Here is an 18,327-nt window from a genome sequence, read left to right on the forward strand (position 1 = left end):
TACGTAATTGATCTCTGTAGGCGTGAGCTTGTGTATGATCGTGGTCTATCTGCGAGGAACGCGTAACCGTCAAGCCACGATCGCGAGCAAGCTCACGCCTGCAGGGGCGGATTCACTCAGATCAATAAAAACAAGAGGTCGAGATGTTCACAGCACCCGCACCCGAGGCGTTGAGGTATCAACCCGGCTTCGGCAATCAGTTCAGCAGCGAGGCCATGCCAGGCAGTTTGCCGGTGGGGCAGAACTCGCCGCAGCGTCATCCCCTCGGGCTTTATGCCGAACAATTCTCCGGCACCGCGTTCACCGTTCCCCGAGCCGAAGCCCGGCGCACTTGGCTCTACCGCATCAAGCCATCTGCGGCGCATCCGCGATATCAACGCCTCGAGCGACAGATCACAGGCCAGCAGCAAGGTCCCGTCACCCCCAATCGCCTGCGCTGGAACACCTTCGATTTTCCGGCCGAACCCACCGATTTCATTGACGGGCTGATCACCCTGGCCAGCACCTCGGCGGCGGATCAGGCCGAAGGCGTCAGCCTGTACGTGTACGTAGCCAATCGCTCCATGCAACGGGCCTTCTTCAATGCCGACGGCGAATGGCTGATCGTCCCGCAGCAGGGGCGTCTGCGTATCGTCACTGAACTGGGCATGCTGGACATCGAACCACAGGAAATCGCCGTGCTGCCACGGGGGCTGAAATTCAGCATGCAACTGCTCGATGGCACGGCCCGCGGCTACATCTGCGAGAACCATGGCTGCGCCTTGCGCCTGCCGGATCTGGGACCGATCGGCAGCAATGGCCTGGCCAATCCTCGCGACTTTAAGGCGCCTGTCGCGCATTTTGAAAACAGCGAGCAGCCCACTGAACTGGTCCTGAAGTTCCTCGGTGAACTGTGGGCGACGCAACTGGAGCACTCACCGTTCGACGTGGTCGCCTGGCATGGCAATAACGTGCCGTACAAATACGACCTGCGCCGCTTCAATACCCTGGGCACGGTGAGTTACGACCACCCGGACCCGTCAATCTTCACTGTGCTGACCTCGCCGAGTGCGATTCACGGTCAGGCCAATGTCGATTTCGTGATCTTCCCGCCGCGCTGGATGGTGGCGGAAAACACCTTCCGCCCGCCGTGGTTCCATCGCAACCTGATGAACGAATTCATGGGCCTGATCGACGGCGTTTACGACGCCAAGGCCGAAGGCTTCATGCCCGGTGGGGTGTCGCTGCACAACTGCATGAGCGCCCATGGCCCCGACAATGCCACCGCCGAAAAAGCCGTGGCTGCCGACCTTGCACCGCACAAGATCGAACAGACCATGGCCTTCATGTTCGAGACCGGCAAGGTCCTGCGTCCCAGCCGCTACGCGCTGGAATGCCCACAATTGCAAAGCGACTACGACGCCTGCTGGAACGGCATCGCCAGAACCTTCAGACCCTTTGATACGGATAGCCAACGATGAGCACCTCCAGACACCCGCGCAGTTGGGTGACCTCTGCCAACGATCACCCTGATTTTGCGCTGCAGAACCTGCCGTTTGGCGTGTTCAGTCGGCTGGGCAAAGGCATGGGGACGGACAGGCGCGGCGGCGTTGCCATTGGGGACTGCATCTTCGATCTGCGGGCTGCGCTCGAGGCCAGCTTGTTCACTGGCGTCGCGCGTGTGGCGGCGCAGGCGGCCAGCCGTGGTCAGCTCAACGATTTCTTCGCCCTCGGCCCGGCATCGCGGCAGGCGTTGAGAAATGAGCTTATGCATCTGCTGGATGAAAACAGCCCGCAGCGCGAGCACCTGCAAGGGCTGGGTAAAACCCTGCTGCTGCCGATGAGCGAATGCCGGATGCATTTGCCGGCGACGATCGGCGACTACACCGATTTTTACGTGGGCATTCATCATGCGATGAACGTCGGCAGACTGTTCCGGCCGGACAACCCACTGCTGCCCAACTACAAATACGTGCCCATCGCCTATCACGGCCGGGCCTCGACGCTGTGCGTGTCAGGCACGCCGGTCAAGCGCCCCAATGGCCAGACGTTGGCGCCGGGCGCTGAGGTGCCGACGGTCGGGCCGAGCAAGCGTCTGGATTACGAACTGGAGGTTGGCGTGTGGATGGGACAGGGCAACGAGGTGGGTGAGCCGATTTCGATTGCCGAGGCGGGCGAACACATCGCCGGATTCTGCCTGCTCAACGACTGGTCGGCCCGCGATCTGCAAGCCTGGGAATACCAGCCGCTGGGGCCGTTTCTGTCGAAGAGCTTCGCCACCAGCCTTTCACCCTGGGTGGTGACGGCGGAAGCCCTGGCGCCGTTTCGCAGCGCGCAACCGCAGCGACCGGAGGGTGACCCGAAGCCGCTGGATTATCTGTTCGATGAGCAGGACCAGAAGCACGGCGCGCTGGACATCGAACTGGAAGTGCTGCTGCTCACCGCGCAGATGAAAGCGCAGGGCATGGCGCCGCATCGGCTGGCGCTGAGCAACACGTTGAACATGTACTGGACCGTGGCGCAGATGGTCACTCATCACAGCGTCAACGGGTGCCTGTTGCAGCCGGGAGATCTGTTCGGCACCGGTACGCTGTCCGGCCCGCAGCCCGGTCAGTTCGGCAGCTTGCTGGAGATGACCGAGGGCGGGAAACAGGCGGTGGAACTGCCGAGCGGCGAGACGCGCACGTTCCTCGAAGCCGGGGATGAAGTGATCCTCAAAGCCCGCTGCCACAGGGACGGTGAGGTGAGTATCGGGTTTGGCGAAGTACGCGGGGTGGTAGTGGACTGAACGTTAGAGGTCCTGAGCCGAGCGCCGGCTCCCCACGGAGTGCGTAAGCGCTTGTCGGTCGTCAGGCAGAAAAAAGGGCGGCACCCCGTGGGGGATGCCGCCCTTTTTCATAAGCTTGTCCCGTCCTGAATAAGGTTTACACCTTGGCGCTGAGCAACGCCTCGAGCTTCTCCTGATCGCGAGCGAACTGGCGAATGCCTTCGGCCAGTTTCTCGGTCGCCATGGCGTCTTCGTTCGAGGCCCAGCGGAACTGGCTTTCGTTCAGCGTCTGGCGCGGCTCGCCGCCGTTGCCTGGCTTGAGCTTCTGCACCAGCGTGCCGGTGTCTTCAGACAGCTTGTGCAGCAGGTCCGGACTGATGGTCAGACGATCGCAACCCGCCAGTTCTTCAATCTGGCTCAGATTGCGGAAGCTGGCGCCCATGACCACGGTTTTGTAGTCGTTGGCCTTGTAGTAGTTGTAGATGCGGGTTACGGACTTCACGCCCGGGTCTTCTGCACCGACGTAGTCCTTGCCTTCGGCCTTTTTGTACCAGTCGTAGATACGGCCCACGAATGGCGAGATCAGGAACACGCCAGCGTCGGCACAGGCTTGTGCCTGAGCGAAGGAGAAGAGCAGGGTCAGGTTGCACTGAATGCCTTTCTTCTCCAGCTGCTCGGCAGCGCGGATGCCTTCCCAGGTCGAAGCCAGTTTGATCAGGATGCGGTCACGGCCAATGCCGGCCTTGTCGTACAGTTCGACCAGACGTTCAGCGCGTTCGATGCAGGCGTTGGTGTCGAACGAAATGCGGGCGTCCACTTCAGTAGAAACGCGGCCCGGAACCACTTTGAGAATTTCCTGGCCGATGGCGACGGCGAAACGGTCGCTCGCCAGTCCGATGTCGTTGTTCGCGCCGCTGAAGGCTTCTTTCAGACGGTCTGCGTTACTGTCGCTGGAGGCGGCTTTGAGCAACAGGGATGGGTTGGTCGTGGCATCAACCGGCTTGAGCTTTTCGATGGCAGCGAAATCGCCGGTGTCGGCGACGACGGTGGTGAACTTTTTGAGTTGTTCCAGCTTGGAAGTCATGAGCGTGCTCTGTCCTGTGGGTTTGATGACATTACCCGAGCGCCGCCGGTCACTCAAGGGCGTAAACGGTAACCCACGCACTGATTTAGACGCCTGCGTTTGCGCAAACAGCTGACTTGCGCGTCGGCCATCAGCATGGGCTGCATGACGGATTTTCGCGTTCGGTCGGGGGTGCATGGTTGTCGACTCCCGAGGAGGGCGGGTACTCGATCCAGACTGGTTGGAGCCTGGATGTGGCGGGTTGTTCCCGCAACATTTGGCGATCGTCGAGTGTTCGATCAGTTGCAGGGCTTGGTTGAGGGTTGGCGGGCAACTTGGGGGATGTCAGGTGGCATGGGCGGGGAGGGAGTGAAATCTTCCGTAGCTATAGCCAATGTCTTACACCGGGTGAGGCGAACTCGCTCTATCAACTGAAACATTTGAGGGGTAGATTGGATCCATCAGCTGAAGCGAAGGATCGCTTCGGAGATCACGGAGGATCAGCCATTGCGCGGAGCGCTACCGACAGGATGTTGGAATGGTCTTGAACTGAGAAAACAACCCGCTTCGGCGGGTTTTTTTTGTGCTGGTTTTCAAGTTTCCTTACCAGATCCAGCACTTTCCCGAGTAAGCCTGCATCCCGCGGGAACAGGTGGCCGTTCGTCAATCAAACAGGCCAGTGCATTCGCTGTCGATGGAAGGGGTCTTCGTTGCGGGCAGAGCGAATTTTGCGCGTCCGCTCAGGTCTACACACTCAAACCACTGACCCAGGGATCGACCATGTCTCGCCTTGCTGAATACAGGAAGCTGGAGCAACAGATCGCTCAGCATGCCGCTCAACTCGAATCGTTCAAACATGATCCGGCCCTGCAGAGGGAGATCGAATTCGAAACCCGGCTCAAAGCATTGCTCGAGGGTTACGGTAAACGTCTGAGCGACGTCATCTCGCTGCTCGAACCGAACAAGGCGTCTGTCAAAGGTAAGGCGTCAGAACCCGTTCGAGGATCCCGGCGACCACGGCAGGTGAAAACGTACCGCAACCCGCTGACCGGCGAGATCGTCGAAAGCAAGGGTGGCAATAATAAGCTTTTGGGGGCCTGGAAGGCCCAGTTCGGGCACGAAGAAGTGGAAAGCTGGGTGACGCCGGCCTGAACCCCGCGGGTGCTCTTGAACGCAGGGCCCATCAAGGGAAACCTGCCGCCTGGAGATGAACAAAGTTACATATTCAAGCGCACAGTCATGCTATAGCGAGTCGGATGTCATCCCATAGGCTGGGGGTAGGCCATCGTTTCTACGATGTTGATACCCACTCACTAAGGCTTATCCATGACATATCCCATCAAGCGGCTCGCAATGGCTGTCGCGCTTGGCGCAGTGTTTTCCCTCTCGGCCCAGGCCGCGACCTCTTCAGTGGCTGTCGGCCCGCAATACGACACCAGTCACGTGTATGTTGCGCCAGCGGACGTCGATCCGTTCGTGAAGAGCTTTCTGGCGACCTTCGGCGGCAAGAGCACCCCTCAGGTGACCGTCAATGTGCTGCCAGTGCCGAGCAGCACGTCCTCTCAGTTGCTGCAGACCCCGGTCGGCACCGTTTCTCTTTTCGGGTTCACCACTCCTGTTCCGTATCCATTCGGCGCTGAACGTAACGGCTATCTGGTGAAGAACATGGATGAGGCGATTGCGTCCGCGAAGAAGAACGGTGCGGACGTGATCGTTCATGACTTCCCGGATCCGATCGGTCGCGACGCCGTGGTGCAGTGGCCGGGCGGCGTGAACATGCAGCTTTACTGGCACAGTACCGCCCCAAGTTACGCACCGTTTCAGATGATCCCGGAGAACCGGATCTATGTGTCAGAGCAACGCGCAGACGCCTTCATCAAGGGCTTTGTCGGGTTCTCCCACGGCAAGGTCGTGGCCGATGACAAGCACGTGGATGGCGCTGAAGTCGGCGAGCCTGGCAAATCGATCCGCCGTGTCAGGCTGGAGTCGGATTTCGGCAAGATGATCGTGTTCGTCACCGACGGGCATCTGCCTTATCCGTACGGTCGGGAGACGACCGGTTACGAAGTCGGCGACCTGGCGGCCACGCTGGAAAAAGCTGAGGGGTCTGGCGCTCATCTGCTGGTCAAACCGGCGACACAGTCGGGTCGGCAGTCTGCTGTCGTCGAGTTCCCGGGCGGTTACGTCGCGGAAATCCATCAGTCTGTCGCCGCGAAGTGATCCAGGGGGAAGACCTATGAAGAGCCAATGCCCTTCGCATCGTGTCTATGCCTGGGCTCTGGCTGTGCTGTGGCCGCTGGGAGTGACCAGCGGCCATGCCGCCGAGGCGGCCGAGCGACCGGTGCTCAAGACCAACCGCTGGCAGGAGGACTGGTCGGTGCTGCAGAACCCGGCAGCCAGAACAGAGCCTCTGGACAGTCTCAAATACATTCCTTTCTCGGATGACGATCCTCAGCGCTACCTGTCGCTGGGCGCGACCCTTAGAGAGCGCTTCGAGCTCAACAATGCCAGTGGTTTCGGCGTTGGAAGCCGGGCGAACGACAGTTGGTTGATTCAGCGCTTCCAGATTCACGCCGACCTGCATCTCAACGAGCACTGGCGTGTATTCACCGAACTGGAAGATGCCCGGGCATTCGACAAGACGACCCTGGGCGGCGCCGATCAGAACCATCTGGATCTGCGGCTGGCGTTTGCCGAGTATGTCGATCAGACCGCCAGCCACACGTTCAAGGCTCGGGTGGGGCGCCAGGACTTCGCGTTCGACTTGCAGCGCTTCATCTCCTCCCGCGATGGCCCGAACGTGCGCCAGTCCTTCGATGCGCTGTGGGCCGACTGGGAGACGCCCGAGTGGCGATTCATCGGGATCGCCAGCCACCCGGTGCAATATCAGGACGGCCGGCATTTCGATGACAAGTCCAATGCCGACATCGCGTTCCATATGCTCCGCGCCGAGCACATGCTCAACGGCAAGAACGAGCTCTCGGCCTATTACGCTCTTTATGAAGAACGCAATGCCGATTACCTCGACGCGCAAGGGGATGAAACCCGGCACATCTTCGACGCACGGACCAGCGGGACCGAAGGGGGTTACGACTGGGATCTGGAGGGCATGGTTCAGAGCGGAACCGTCGGCTCCAAGGACATTCGGGCGTGGGCGGGCGGCAGTCGTGCGGGTTACACCTGGAAGTCGATCGCCTGGACACCGCGACTGGGGTTGCAACTGGATGCCGCCTCGGGCGACCGACAGGCCAATGATGGCACGTTGGGCACCTTCAATCCGTTGTTCCCCAATGGCTACTATTTCTCGCTGGCGGGTTATACCGGTTACAGCAACCTTATCCATGTGAAGCCGTCCGTGACGGTCAAGCCGATGACCGGGCTTTCCGTCCAGACAGCGGTCGGGTTGCTGTGGCGTCAGACCNCAATACCGCCGGACAGGGTGGGCGCTGGACGGGTTACTACGATCAACTGCGCGTGGACTATGCCTTCAACCGCAACCTCTCAGGTGCCGTCGAGGCCGTTCATTACGAAGTGGGCGATGCACTGCGCGATGCCGGTGGCAGCGACAGTAACTACCTGGGTGTGGAACTCAAGTTCCTGTGGTAGGCGACGAGCGCGCAGCGAGGACCTCATCCTCGCTCGCGCCTTGTCCCAGGCTCAAAGGCGGAAGCGTGCGACCAGGGCATTGAACGAGACGGCCAGGTTGGAGAGCTCCTGGGTCGACGCGTTGGTCTGGTGTGCGCCTGCGGCTGTCTGGGTCGACAGGTCCTGGATGTTCACCAGATTGCGGTCGACTTCACGGGCAACGTTGGCCTGTTCTTCCGACGCGGTGGCGATCACCAGGTTGCGATCATTGATCTGGGAAATGCCATCGGCGATTTGCTCCAGTGCCTGGCCGGTCGCCTGCGCCAGTGCCTGCGTGTCGCTGACCAGTGACTGGCTTTTGCCCATGGCACCGACTGCGTTGTCGGCACTGGTCTGTACGCTGTTGATCATGCCTTCGATCTCGCCGGTCGATGCCTGCGTGCGGGCTGCCAGCGCCCGTACTTCGTCGGCGACCACGGCAAAACCGCGACCCTGTTCACCGGCTCGTGCGGCCTCGATTGCAGCGTTCAGTGCCAGCAGGTTGGTCTGCTCGGCGATGCCGCGAATCACGTCAAGCACCTTGCCGATGTCGCGCACCTGAACGGCCAGGTCCTTGACCATGGTCGTGGAGGTGGCGATTTCGCGGGTGGCGTCGTTGATGGCGGACACGGCGTGTCGGGCCTGGTCGCGGCCATTGCTGGCCTGTTGGCTGGTGGCCCTGGACGCCTCGGAGGTGGACACCGCATTGCGCGCCACTTCTTCCACGGCGGAGGTCATTTCGGTGACAGCGGTGGCGGCCTGTTGGATCTCGTCGTTCTGGCGCAGCAGCCCGCGGCTTCCGTTATCGGTGACAGCGGTCAACTCTTCGGCCGCGGACGCCAGTTGGTCCGACGCGCTGGCGATCTGCTGCAGGGTGCTTTTAAGGCTGCTCTGCATGTCGGAAAGGGCGGTCAGCAACTGGCCTGCTTCATCGCGGCCGGTGCTGACGATGTGCTGGGTCAGGTCGCCTTCAGCGATGCTTTTGGCGCTGGCAACGGCGTTAGCGATCGGTTTGCTGATCAAGCGACTGATGAACAACCCCAGCAGAATGGCCGCGACGAAGGCCAGAGCAATGCCGATGTACAGGGACGTTTTGGCGGAAGAGGCCAATTCAGCGGCGGCCACCGATCCTTCATTGACTTGCCGGTTATTGGAGTCGGTCATGATGGTCAGTTCGTCCATCACCACGCGATAGGCCGTTTGCAGTTCGCCCATCAGCAGGGCGCGACCGTTCTCCACATCGCCAGCCTTCATCAGCGCCAGATAGCGCTGAACGATGGCCTGATAGATCGGCCAGTCCCGCTCCATTTTGTCTCCCGCGGCACGTTCATCGTCGGCCAGTGGCGAGCGCCTGTAAGTGGCGAAGGCTTTTTCACTGGCCGCCTGGTTGGCGTTCATGGAGGCGATGAATTCATCTTTGACGCTTTGCGGAAGTCCCGCTTGGGTGGCGACGTAAAGTCGATACATGTCCCGGGTCTGTCCAACGGCCTTGATCTTGGCCTGATCGGTATTGAGTACGGAGACCAGATTGTTTTCGAACACCTCATCCAGACTCGTCGAAAGGTGCGAGATCCCGCGGCTGCCCAGGAGGCCGACCCCCAGCGTGATGAGCGCGCACAGCACGAAGGCTGAAATCAATTTGGTCGAGAGTTTTGCATCATTGATCCAGCTCATGGGTCATCCTGCTGACGTGGTTGAAAAGAGGGGGAGTCCGCATCGCGTGTCGGTGGCAATTGCGGGTTGTCATACATCTGTCGGCTGCCTTGTCTACAACTGTAGGGTTACCGCTTGTTTCGGATGAAAAGGCTTTATTCCGCACGTTCCAGACGGATGACAGTTGCGGTTCTGTCGGTTCTCCATTGCGCATGGGGCAAGGAAGCAGTGACCGAAATCACTTGGGCAGAGACGATTTCGGCGCATTCTCACTGAAAAGCGCCTTAGCGGATCAAAACCGTAAAAATAAACGCACAAACGTTCACAAATGGCGGGTGTGTTTTCACACCAACTTTTCTAACCTTGGCCGCCCTGTTTGCAAGAACCGTCATGCGGTTGTTGAGAATCAACCTCAAAAGCCCGTCCTAGAGCGTTTTCTAGCATTTGAGATAAAGATGGCATTCCGCCTGTTTCTTTGTTGCCAAATGTTACTTTGTGTGAAATATTCGCCGCAATTTATACGACATCGTACATCGTGGGCCTTAACATTCGAGGCTCGCAGGTGCAGTGCGCGCGCCGTTTCAAATCATTGAAAAACAGAGAACGCAGTTGCCAAGGGTAGAGCTCATGTCGCGTGGCATTTATAAGGGAAAAAGCATGGGTTATGCCTTTGCAGGATTGTTCACGCTGATGATGGCCACGGCCGGAACAGCGTCCGGGGAGGCGTTGGACAGCAGTGCGTCGCCAGGTAAACGTCTGGCCGTCGCAGCCGATTGCGTGGCCTGCCACACGGCGCCAGGCGGCAAGGCATTCGCGGGCGGCTACCCGCTCGGTTCACCGATGGGCACGATTTACTCGACCAACATCACGCCGTCGAAAATCGCCGGAATCGGCAACTACAGTGCCGAGCAATTCGCTCGCGCAGTGCGTGATGGCGTCACCGCCGATGGCACTCACCTGTACCCGGCGATGCCTTACACCTCCTATTCGAAGATGACCGACAGCGACATCGCCGCGCTCTACGATTACTTCATGCATGAAGTGCAGCCGGTGGATACGCCGACGGCGAAAACCGAGTTGCAATTCCCGTTCAATGTTCGCGCTTCGATGATTGGCTGGAACGCGATGTTCCATTCCAGTACGCGCTTTACGCCGGATCCGGCCAAGTCCGCCGAAGTCAATCGCGGCGACTATCTGGTCAACGGCCTGGCGCATTGCGACACCTGCCACACCCCGCGCAATGTGCTGATGGCGGCCGACAACAGCAAGGCGCTGGCAGGCGGTGCGCTGGGCAGTTGGTACGCGCCGAACATCACCTCCGATAAGGTCAGCGGGATCGGTGCGTGGTCCAGCGATGACATCGTCGCTTACTTGCGAACCGGGCACGTCGAGGGCAAGGCGCAGGCCGCGGGGCCCATGGCAGAGGCCGTGGAAAACAGCCTGCAGCACTTGAGCGATTCGGACCTCAAGGCCATTGCCGCGTACCTGCTGCAAACCCAGCCGGTCAAGACCGGTGAAGCCAAGGCTCGCCATGAATACGGCCAGGCGTCGGTCGACGAATTGACGTTGCGCGGCGGCAAACCGGAAGACAATCCGGGCTGGCACATCTTCAGCGGCACTTGCGCCAACTGCCACCAACCGGATGGTCAGGGCAACAAGGAATACCCGTCGCTGTTTCACAACACCGCCACCAGCCGCAGCGACAACCTGATCGCCGCCATCGTCTACGGCGTGCATCGCGAAGTCGACGGCGTTGCCATCGACATGCCGGCATTCGGTCCGGGTGCGTTGTTCACCGACCGTCTCACCGATCAGCAGATTGCCGACGTCAGCAACTATGTGCTCTCGCGCTATGGCAACGCCGAAAAGATCGTCACCGCCGCCGACGTGGCGCTCGCCCGTGAAGGCGGCCCGACGGCCCCGTTGGCGGTGCTGGCCAAATTCACGATTCCGGCAATCATCCTCGTCTGCGTGCTGATCGGTCTGGGCGTGATGGCCTTGATCTCTCGCCGCCGCAAGGGAGCCTGAGTAATGGACACTTCTATGACGCACAAACAAGCACCGGCTCAGACCCAGGCCTCACCGGGTTTCTCTCGCCGTAATCTGCTGCGTGGCTCGGTGGCACTGGGCCTCACGGCACTGCTGGGCAGCGCGATGCCGTGGCAGTCGGTATTCGCCGCACAGGTTTCCAGTGATGATTTCATCGCGCTTTCGCAGTTTCTGGTCAGCCGTCCGGTCAACCCGGTCCTGGCTGCCCGTTACTACGCGGCGCTGGACAAGCGCGCACCGAATTTCTCGACCAATGTCATCGCCCTGAAGCAACTGATCAGCACCCAGGGTTACAAGCATGTCGATGAATACCTGGCGCAACCGGACCCGGATGCATCGCTGAAGGCCACGGCCACCAGCATCATTTCGGCGTGGTACCTGGGCATCGTCGGCGAGCCTGCTGATGCCGAACTGATCAGTTATTCGATGGCCATGATGTACGTGCCGACGCACGGCATTCTCGCCATTCCCACCTACGGTGGTGGCCCTGCTTCATGGGGCGCCAAACCTGCAGTCATTCAGGATTCGAAAGTATGAGCAGCGATCAATTCGATGCCGACGTGGTCATCATCGGCTCCGGCGTCATGGGCGGTCTGATTGCCACGGGGCTGGCCAAGGCGAACAAGTCAGTGATCGTGCTCGAAGCCGGTCCTCGGGTGAATCGTCGCGATGTGGTGGAAACCTTTCGCAACGCCCCGGTGAAGCTGTCGCTGGCCAACGCCAAACTGCAAGGGGCCGGCTCGCCTTACCCAAGCATGCCGCACGCGCCATCGACCTAGGCGACTACCTGCAGCAGGTCGGGCCGGTCAAATACAACACCTCTTATCTGCGTGTCGTCGGCGGCACCACCTGGCACTTCGGCTCGTCGTTGTGGCGCATGCTGCCCAACGACTTTCGCCTCAAGTCGCTGTACGGTCGCGGCCGTGACTGGCCGATCAGCTACGACGAACTGGAACCGTTCTACGCTCGGGCAGAAACCGAGCTGGGCGTGTCCGGGGTCGATGGTCAGGACGAAAGCGGGCAGGGCGGCCAGGCCTATCCGCCACGCTCGATCCCTTACCCGATGGAGGGCCTGAAGCCGAGCTACATGTTCAAGCGCCTTTCGGAAATGCTCAGCAAGGGCGGGTACAACCCGATTCTGGAGCCCAACGGCCGTGCGACCCGTCCCTACGGCAAGCGTCCTCCTTGCGCGGGCAACAACAACTGCAACCCGGTGTGCCCGATTGCCGCCAAGTACGATGGCTCGATGCACATCGACGAAGCCGAGCGACATGGCGCCAAGGTGCTGGAGAACTCGGTCGTGTACAAGGTCGAAGCCGGCGATGACGGCAAGATCACGGCCATCTGGTACATGCGCCCGGATAAATCGCAACACAAACTGACCGCACGTTATTTCGTGCTCGCCGCCTATGGCATCGAGTCGCCGAAGCTGTTGCTGATGTCGACTTCCGACAAATACCCCAACGGCATCGCCAACTCCTCGGATCAGGTTGGTCGCAACCTCATGGATCACACCGGCATCAGCATGAACGTGATGACCAAGGAAGACATGTGGCCAGGCGAAGGGCCGACGCAGTTGCTGGTCTATCTCAACAGCCGCGACGGGGCGTTCCGCAAAGACTATCCGGGTTACAAGATCAAGGTGCGCAACACCGTGCCGACCTCGCAGATCACCTCCAACCTGATCGGCAAGGGCGTGCTGGGCTCCAAGCTCGACGAGCAGATTCGCCTGCAATCGGCGCGCTCGCTGAACTGGGCGGTGGACTTCGAAACCTTGCCGCTGCCGGAAAACCGGGTCACGCCGAGCAAGACCAAGTTCGATGCCATCGGCCTGCCGGTGCCGGAGATCTACTACAGCGTTCCCGACTACTGGCATGCAGGCAAAGAGAAAGCCCTGGAAGACTTCAAGCAGTTCGCCAAGCTGCTCGATGCCGACATCCTGAGCACCGACGTGGGTTTCCAGAACCGTCAGCACATCATGGGCACCACCATCATGGGCGACGATCCGAAGGATTCGGTGGTTGACCGTGATTGCCGCACCCACGATCACCCGAACCTGTTCATCGCCGGGACGAGCGTCATGCCATCGTCTTCCTGTGTGAACCCGACACTGACGGGGGCGGCCCTGAGCATTCGCATCGCCGATGTGTTGCTCAAGGAAGTCTGATCGCCGCAAGATCGGCAATGCAGACAAGAAAACCCGCTTCGGCGGGTTTTTTCATGGCTGCAAAACGCTGAAGGCCACGCAGGCCGTAGCGTTCAGTCAGGCGAACCTACGAACGGTCTATCCAGAAACGCCAGCGCTGGCCGATTCATCAAGCAAGCGTGAACACGCGCTTTATATGCTGCGACGCGCAGCATTCTGGATGATTTTGCAAGCGCTAGAGCCTCAACCCATGAAAACTGCTTTATTTGATCGCCTGAAGTCGCTGCTCACGGTACAGCGCGACAATCCCCGATTGCTCAAGGCGCAATACATCGCGCTGTCCAGGCAACTGCCGATCATGTACGCCATCCTGCTGATCAACACCTTGGCGCTGGCCGCCACGCACTATGCGATTGCCCCGCGCTGGCTCGCCGTCTACATACCGGCTGCACTGACCGTGCTGGGCAGTGCGCGGGCTCTGATGTGGTGGCGCCTGCGGCATGTTCCGGCGACACCGGAGCTGGTTTTCAAAACCCTGACGCGCACCAGCCGGCTGGCGTTTTTCATTGCCCTGAGCTTTACCGTCTGGGCGCTGGCGCTGTTTCCCTACGGCGACAGCTACACCCGTTCCCATGTCGCGTTTTACATGGCGATCACCGTCATCGCCTGCATCTTTTGTCTGATGCATTTGCGTTCCGCTGCGCTGACCACGACGGCAGTGGTCAATCTGGCGTTCGTGGCTTTCTTTCTTGCCGCGGGCAATCCCACCTACACCGCGATGGCGATTAACGTTCTGCTGGTCTCGGCGGCAATGATTCTGGTGTTGCACGATCACTACCAGGACTTCACCCGGCTGGTGAACACCCAGGCCCGTTCCGAAGAACTCAGCGATGAGAACCGGCGGCTTGCCAACGAAGACAGCCTGACCGGGCTGCCCAACCGTCGGCAGTTTTTTGCGTTGCTCGATGGCGCGCTGGCAGAGGCCCGAGATGAAGGCGCGAAGCTTGCCGTAGGGCTCATCGATCTGGACGGCTTCAAGCCGGTGAACGATGTCTATGGGCACAGCGTGGGAGACAAGCTGCTGTTTCAAGTGGGTCAGCGACTGTTGCGATTCGTGCGCAACGATCTGCAACTGGCGCGGTTGGGCGGTGACGAGTTCGGGCTGCTCATCCGGCACGTCGATTCGGACCAGGCCCTGATCGCAGTGGGGGAGGGGATCGGCGAGGCGCTGCGCGAACCCTTTGTGATCGGTGACATTCAGATCGCGATCAGCGCGTCCCTGGGGATGGTGGTATACCCCGACATGGCCGGTGATGCGGTGGAAGCCTATGAATTCGCCGACTACGCCTTGTATGACAGCAAGCGCGCGGGTGCCGGAGCCCTGTGCCTTTTTTCGGCGGCGCACTATCGGGACCTCAAGCGCGATGGTGCCACCGAGCAAGGGTTGCGCCGGGCCAACATTGTCGAGGAGTTCGATCTGGTCTTTCAGCCCATCGTCAATATCCAGACCGGGCGCACCGTGGCGTTCGAAGCACTGGCGCGCTGGGTCAGCCCGGATCTGGGCCCCGTGGCGCCCGGTCAGTTCATTCCGGTCGCCGAGCGCATCGGCTTCATCAATCGGCTGACCCTGCCGTTGCTCAGGAAAGCCCTGGCCGGCGCGCGGTCCTGGCCGTACGAGGTGCGGCTTTCGTTCAATCTTTCGGCCCGTGATTGCGGGTCGAAGGAGGCCGTGAACAAAATCATCGACGTCATCCAGTGCAGTGGTTTTCAGCCGCGCCGGCTGGACTTCGAGATCACCGAGACGGCGGTCATTCAGGATCTGGATCAGGCGAAGAACGCCATCAACGCCTTTCGCGCGCTGGGCTGTGGCATTTCGCTGGACGATTTCGGGACCGGCTATTCGAGCCTGAGCCAGCTTCACGCGTTGTCGCTGACCAAACTCAAGATCGACCGTACCTTTATCAGTCGTATCGAACACAATCCGGCGAGCTACAAAATCGTCAAATCCCTGCTGGCGCTGAGCGCCGACATGGAACTGGAGTGTGTGAGTGAAGGGGTGGAGCGAGAGGAGGAGTTGCAGGTGCTCAAAGGGTTGGGCTGCGCGCTTGTGCAGGGCTATCTCATCTCCAGGCCCATGCCGCTTGCGCAGACGATCCACTGGTTGGCGCAAACCGGTTGCGTGGCTGTTGATTGAGCAGAAGTCACAGCACGACCTCTGACGAGGAATCCGTCGATGGATTTCTCGTCAGCGCGGTGTTATCGCCTGTAGATTCAAATCACTGCCTCCAGATCGTCAGGCTGTCGGGGCGGGCGTGGGTTAACCGTTGCTGTTGGCCTTGTAACTTTCTTCAAGAAATCTCACTTGGTGAGTCTGGCCGCTGTGGTCTTGGTAAACCATGATCACCGAAGCGACATCATCTTGAGTGCTGGATTTTTTCAGCGATTCCAACTTGGCGATATCAAGTTGTTGTCCGTAGTGGTAGTCCACGACAGCCGAGGTCTGATCTTTATCGGGGGCTGCGGCGAACGCGTTTACGCTGGCGACCGACATTATTACAGCGGCGAAGATAGTCTTTTTCATGATGCTCTCTCTGTTTGAAGATGGCGTGTTAGTGGTTGATTCGTTACGGGGTTATCTGTTTCGGTGAGGCCATTACACCGGATCATTCCCACGTCGAGAAATCGCTTGGAACACTATCTGTCATGCCTTTTATTGATGATGGGCCGCCTGCCACGAGGGCTGCCCGCGCCCAGCCAGCCTTAGGCGAAATGTGTTCTAACTTGCCGCACATTTCTTCAATCCCCTGACACAGGGTCTGATGTTTACTGTGGCAACGCTTGCCGATGCGCACTGTTTGCCTTCACCTGTTGTCGATCAGGTAAGTTTAAAATCAGGCCTGTCTGTTCTTTATAAGCCGACTTTATTTTTCGGTTGTTCGCAACGTGAGGCTTTTCTCTAAAGCGGTATTCAGCGCGGGCTGGACATGCCGTGCGGGCAACCGTTCGCCGATAGAAACATCACCGTGCAACTGTCTGGAGCGGGTCAATGGACGTTCTGTTTAATGTCGTTATTCCGATATTTGCACTGGTGGGTGCGGGATGGCTGGCGCGCAGGTTCAACTTTCTGGGCGCAACGGCCGCCTCGGAAATGAATCACTTTGTGGTCTATCTCGGGATGCCGGCGTTACTGTTTCAGATCATGGCGGAAGCCGACTGGAAGCAGCTTCATCAACCCGGATTCACGGCGGCGTTCAGTCTGGGGTGCGGGCTCATCTTTGCCGCGACCGTGCTGATCCGGGCATGGCAGTCATCGCACCTGGCCGACGCCAGCCTGGACGCCCTCAACGGCAGTTACGCCAACGTCGGGTTCATCGGATTCCCTTTGTGCGCGGCGGCTTTCGGCCCTGAGAGCCTGCCGCTGGTCACGATCACCGCCATCATCACGGTCACGATACTGTTCGGCATCTCGGTGTTTTTCGTCGAAATATCGCTGTCGGGCAGCGGCGGGGTGCTCAAGGCGCTGAAGCGGGTGAGCGTGTCCATGCTGAAAAATCCCTTGTTGCTGGCCCCGCTGTTGGGCGTGCTCTACGCCGAATTCATGCCGCCGGTGCCGGCGGGTCCCAACCGCTTCCTGAGCTTGCTGGCGAGTGCGGCAAGCCCCTGTGCGCTGGTGTCGCTGGGCGTGTTCATCGCCGACGCGAAATTTGCGATCCAGTGGTCGCGGCTGTCGAGCATCGTCGCGTTGAAGCTGATCGCCCAACCGTCGTTGACCTGGGTCGCTGCGCGATTCGTGTTCAACCTTTCGCCTCAGCTTACGGCGATTGCCGTGGTGGTTTCAGCGCTGCCCACCGGAACCGGTCCCTACATGCTGGCCAACCTGTACGGCCGCGACGCGAGCATCACGGCCGGTACGGTGCTGGTGACCACGGTGCTCTCGATGCTCTCGATTGCCGCCCTGATCACGCTGTTTGCCCAGTGAAGCGAGCCCATCCGGCTTTTGATCAACCTGACTCTCCTGCACACAAAGAGGTGACAACGTGAAGCGCTATACGATTCAAGCCAACGGTATCCGCCAGTTCGTCGTCGAAGAGGGGGAGGGTGCGCCTGTCGTCCTGCTGCATGGTTTCCCGGAAACCAACTACGCCTGGCGCAACCAGATCCCCGTGCTGTCGAAACATTACCGGGTAATCGCCCCCGATCTTCGTGGTTACGGCGAAACCGACAAACCGTCGACCGGTTACGACAAGCGCAACATGGCCAAGGACCTGCTCGGGCTGCTTGAAGAACTGGGCATCGGCAAGATTTCCCTGGTCGGCCATGATCGGGGTGCCCGTGTTGCCACCCGTTTCGCCAAAGATTATCCGCATCTGGTCGATCGCCTGGTGGTCATGGACAACGTGCCGACGCGTATCGTTGCCCGCGACCTCAATGCGGCGATTGCCAAGTCTTACTGGTTCTTTTTGTTCCACCTGGTGCCGGACCTGCCGGAAGCACTGATTGAAGGCAAGGAAGACAAGTGGCTGCGCTATTTCTTCTCCGACTGGTGCTACGACCCTACGACGATTTCCGGTGAGGCGTTCGACCACTATGTACGGGCCTATCGCGCCCCTGGCGCGGTGCGTGGGGCGATGCTCGACTACCGGGCCAACCCGACCGACGTCGCTCAGGATCTCGAAGACGCAGACGTTAAAATCGCCTGCCCGGTGATGTCGCTGTGGGGCGCTGACTTTCATGCGGTCGGGCGCCTGTTCGACATGAAGAAGATCTGGTCGGAGATGGCTGACGATCTGCAAGCCCATGCCATTCCTCAAAGTGGTCACTTGCCACAGGAAGAACAGCCTGAAATCGTCAACGACTTGCTGTTGAAGTTTCTGGACGGCTGGAAAGGCTGACACTCGGCAGTCAGGGCTGGCTTGCACTACGGCGCAGGTCAGTCTCTTTTTAGTGCAACTAACTCCGATTTGAATCCTTTCTACAGCAGCGACACAGCACCGATGTTCTATTTGTTGTTCAGCGCCGGACTTAAGGTGTTGTCATTCTCGATCT

Annotated in this window: 14 protein-coding genes and 3 pseudogenes; 13 read left to right on the top strand and 4 right to left on the bottom strand. The window is 59.8% G+C overall.

Translation table 11 applies throughout. The features are described 5' to 3' along the window. The first annotated feature begins 143 nt into the window (after positions 1-143). Together hmgA and fahA are read left to right on the top strand one after the other, a co-directional pair. On the top strand, positions 144-1,460 hold the full coding sequence (hmgA, locus tag D3M70_RS05010; protein ID WP_120124802.1) for a homogentisate 1,2-dioxygenase: 1,317 nt from the start codon (positions 144-146) through the stop codon (positions 1,458-1,460). Next, on the top strand, positions 1,457-2,767 hold the full coding sequence (fahA, locus tag D3M70_RS05015) for a fumarylacetoacetase (RefSeq protein ID WP_120124803.1): 1,311 nt from the start codon (positions 1,457-1,459) through the stop codon (positions 2,765-2,767). Before hmgA ends, fahA begins: the two co-directional genes overlap by 4 nt. Positions 2,768-2,903: 136 nt before the next feature. On the opposite strand, the gene tal is transcribed toward fahA, so the two are convergent. Next, positions 2,904-3,830 (bottom strand): transaldolase, encoded by a 927-nt coding sequence (tal, locus tag D3M70_RS05020; protein WP_120124804.1) that lies wholly within the window; start codon positions 3,828-3,830, stop codon positions 2,904-2,906. 759 nt (positions 3,831-4,589) lie between these two features. Between tal and D3M70_RS05025 the strand changes: the two genes are divergently transcribed. From D3M70_RS05025 to D3M70_RS32670, 4 genes and pseudogenes are all read left to right on the top strand, one after another. Then, positions 4,590-4,961, top strand: a complete 372-nt coding sequence (locus D3M70_RS05025; protein ID WP_120124805.1) for a histone-like nucleoid-structuring protein, MvaT/MvaU family — start codon at positions 4,590-4,592, stop codon at positions 4,959-4,961. A gap of 174 nt (positions 4,962-5,135) precedes the next feature. After that, positions 5,136-6,029 (top strand): glyoxalase, encoded by an 894-nt coding sequence (locus D3M70_RS05030; protein ID WP_120124806.1) that lies wholly within the window; start codon positions 5,136-5,138, stop codon positions 6,027-6,029. 16 nt (positions 6,030-6,045) lie between these two features. After that, positions 6,046-7,230, top strand: a pseudogene (locus tag D3M70_RS05035) (alginate export family protein); the annotation flags it as partial. 1 nt (position 7,231) lies between these two features. After that, positions 7,232-7,415, top strand: a pseudogene (locus tag D3M70_RS32670) (alginate export family protein); the annotation flags it as partial. Between the two features lie 51 nt (positions 7,416-7,466). Here D3M70_RS32670 and D3M70_RS34030 read toward each other — a convergent pair. Continuing rightward, positions 7,467-8,330 (bottom strand): methyl-accepting chemotaxis protein, encoded by an 864-nt coding sequence (locus tag D3M70_RS34030; RefSeq protein WP_375232925.1) that lies wholly within the window; start codon positions 8,328-8,330, stop codon positions 7,467-7,469. Further along, positions 8,325-9,107, bottom strand: a pseudogene (locus tag D3M70_RS34035) (MCP four helix bundle domain-containing protein); the annotation flags it as partial. The pseudogene D3M70_RS34035 and the gene D3M70_RS34030, both read right to left, overlap by 6 nt. A gap of 636 nt (positions 9,108-9,743) precedes the next feature. Between D3M70_RS34035 and D3M70_RS05045 the strand changes: the two are divergent. The 5 genes from D3M70_RS05045 to D3M70_RS05060 all read left to right on the top strand — a co-directional run bounded on the left by D3M70_RS05045 (position 9,744) and on the right by D3M70_RS05060 (position 15,475). Continuing rightward, on the top strand, positions 9,744-11,114 hold the full coding sequence (locus D3M70_RS05045) for a cytochrome c (protein WP_256659713.1): 1,371 nt from the start codon (positions 9,744-9,746) through the stop codon (positions 11,112-11,114). A gap of 3 nt (positions 11,115-11,117) precedes the next feature. Continuing rightward, a complete protein-coding gene (locus D3M70_RS05050) occupies positions 11,118-11,672 on the top strand; it encodes a sugar dehydrogenase complex small subunit (RefSeq protein WP_120124809.1) in 555 nt (184 codons plus the stop codon). Beyond that, the gene (locus D3M70_RS32675; protein ID WP_256659715.1) at positions 11,669-11,914 is read left to right on the top strand and encodes an NAD(P)-binding protein; all 246 of its coding nucleotides are present in this window, start codon (positions 11,669-11,671) and stop codon (positions 11,912-11,914) included. The genes D3M70_RS05050 and D3M70_RS32675 overlap by 4 nt, the downstream gene beginning before the upstream one ends. A 98-nt stretch (positions 11,915-12,012) precedes the next feature. Next, on the top strand, positions 12,013-13,302 hold the full coding sequence (locus D3M70_RS05055; protein ID WP_256659716.1) for a GMC family oxidoreductase: 1,290 nt from the start codon (positions 12,013-12,015) through the stop codon (positions 13,300-13,302). Between the two features lie 229 nt (positions 13,303-13,531). Beyond that, entirely contained in the window at positions 13,532-15,475 is a 1,944-nt protein-coding gene (locus D3M70_RS05060; RefSeq protein WP_120124958.1) for a bifunctional diguanylate cyclase/phosphodiesterase, read from the top strand. A gap of 123 nt (positions 15,476-15,598) precedes the next feature. On the opposite strand, the gene D3M70_RS05065 is transcribed toward D3M70_RS05060, so the two are convergent. After that, positions 15,599-15,862 carry a DUF2790 domain-containing protein gene (locus D3M70_RS05065; protein ID WP_120124810.1) on the bottom strand — a complete coding sequence of 88 codons (264 nt, stop codon included), beginning with the start codon at positions 15,860-15,862 and terminating at the stop codon, positions 15,599-15,601. 465 nt (positions 15,863-16,327) lie between these two features. On the opposite strand from D3M70_RS05065, the gene D3M70_RS05070 reads away from it, so the two are divergent. Further along, entirely contained in the window at positions 16,328-17,260 is a 933-nt protein-coding gene (locus tag D3M70_RS05070) for an AEC family transporter (protein ID WP_120124811.1), read from the top strand. A 58-nt stretch (positions 17,261-17,318) separates the two neighbouring features. Further along, positions 17,319-18,173 carry an alpha/beta fold hydrolase gene (locus D3M70_RS05075; RefSeq protein ID WP_120124812.1) on the top strand — a complete coding sequence of 285 codons (855 nt, stop codon included), beginning with the start codon at positions 17,319-17,321 and terminating at the stop codon, positions 18,171-18,173. Positions 18,174-18,327: the final 154 nt, after the last annotated feature.

The organism is Pseudomonas sp. LS-2, assembly GCF_003605735.1.
In the GTDB taxonomy this organism is placed as follows: Bacteria; Pseudomonadota; Gammaproteobacteria; order Pseudomonadales; family Pseudomonadaceae; genus Aquipseudomonas.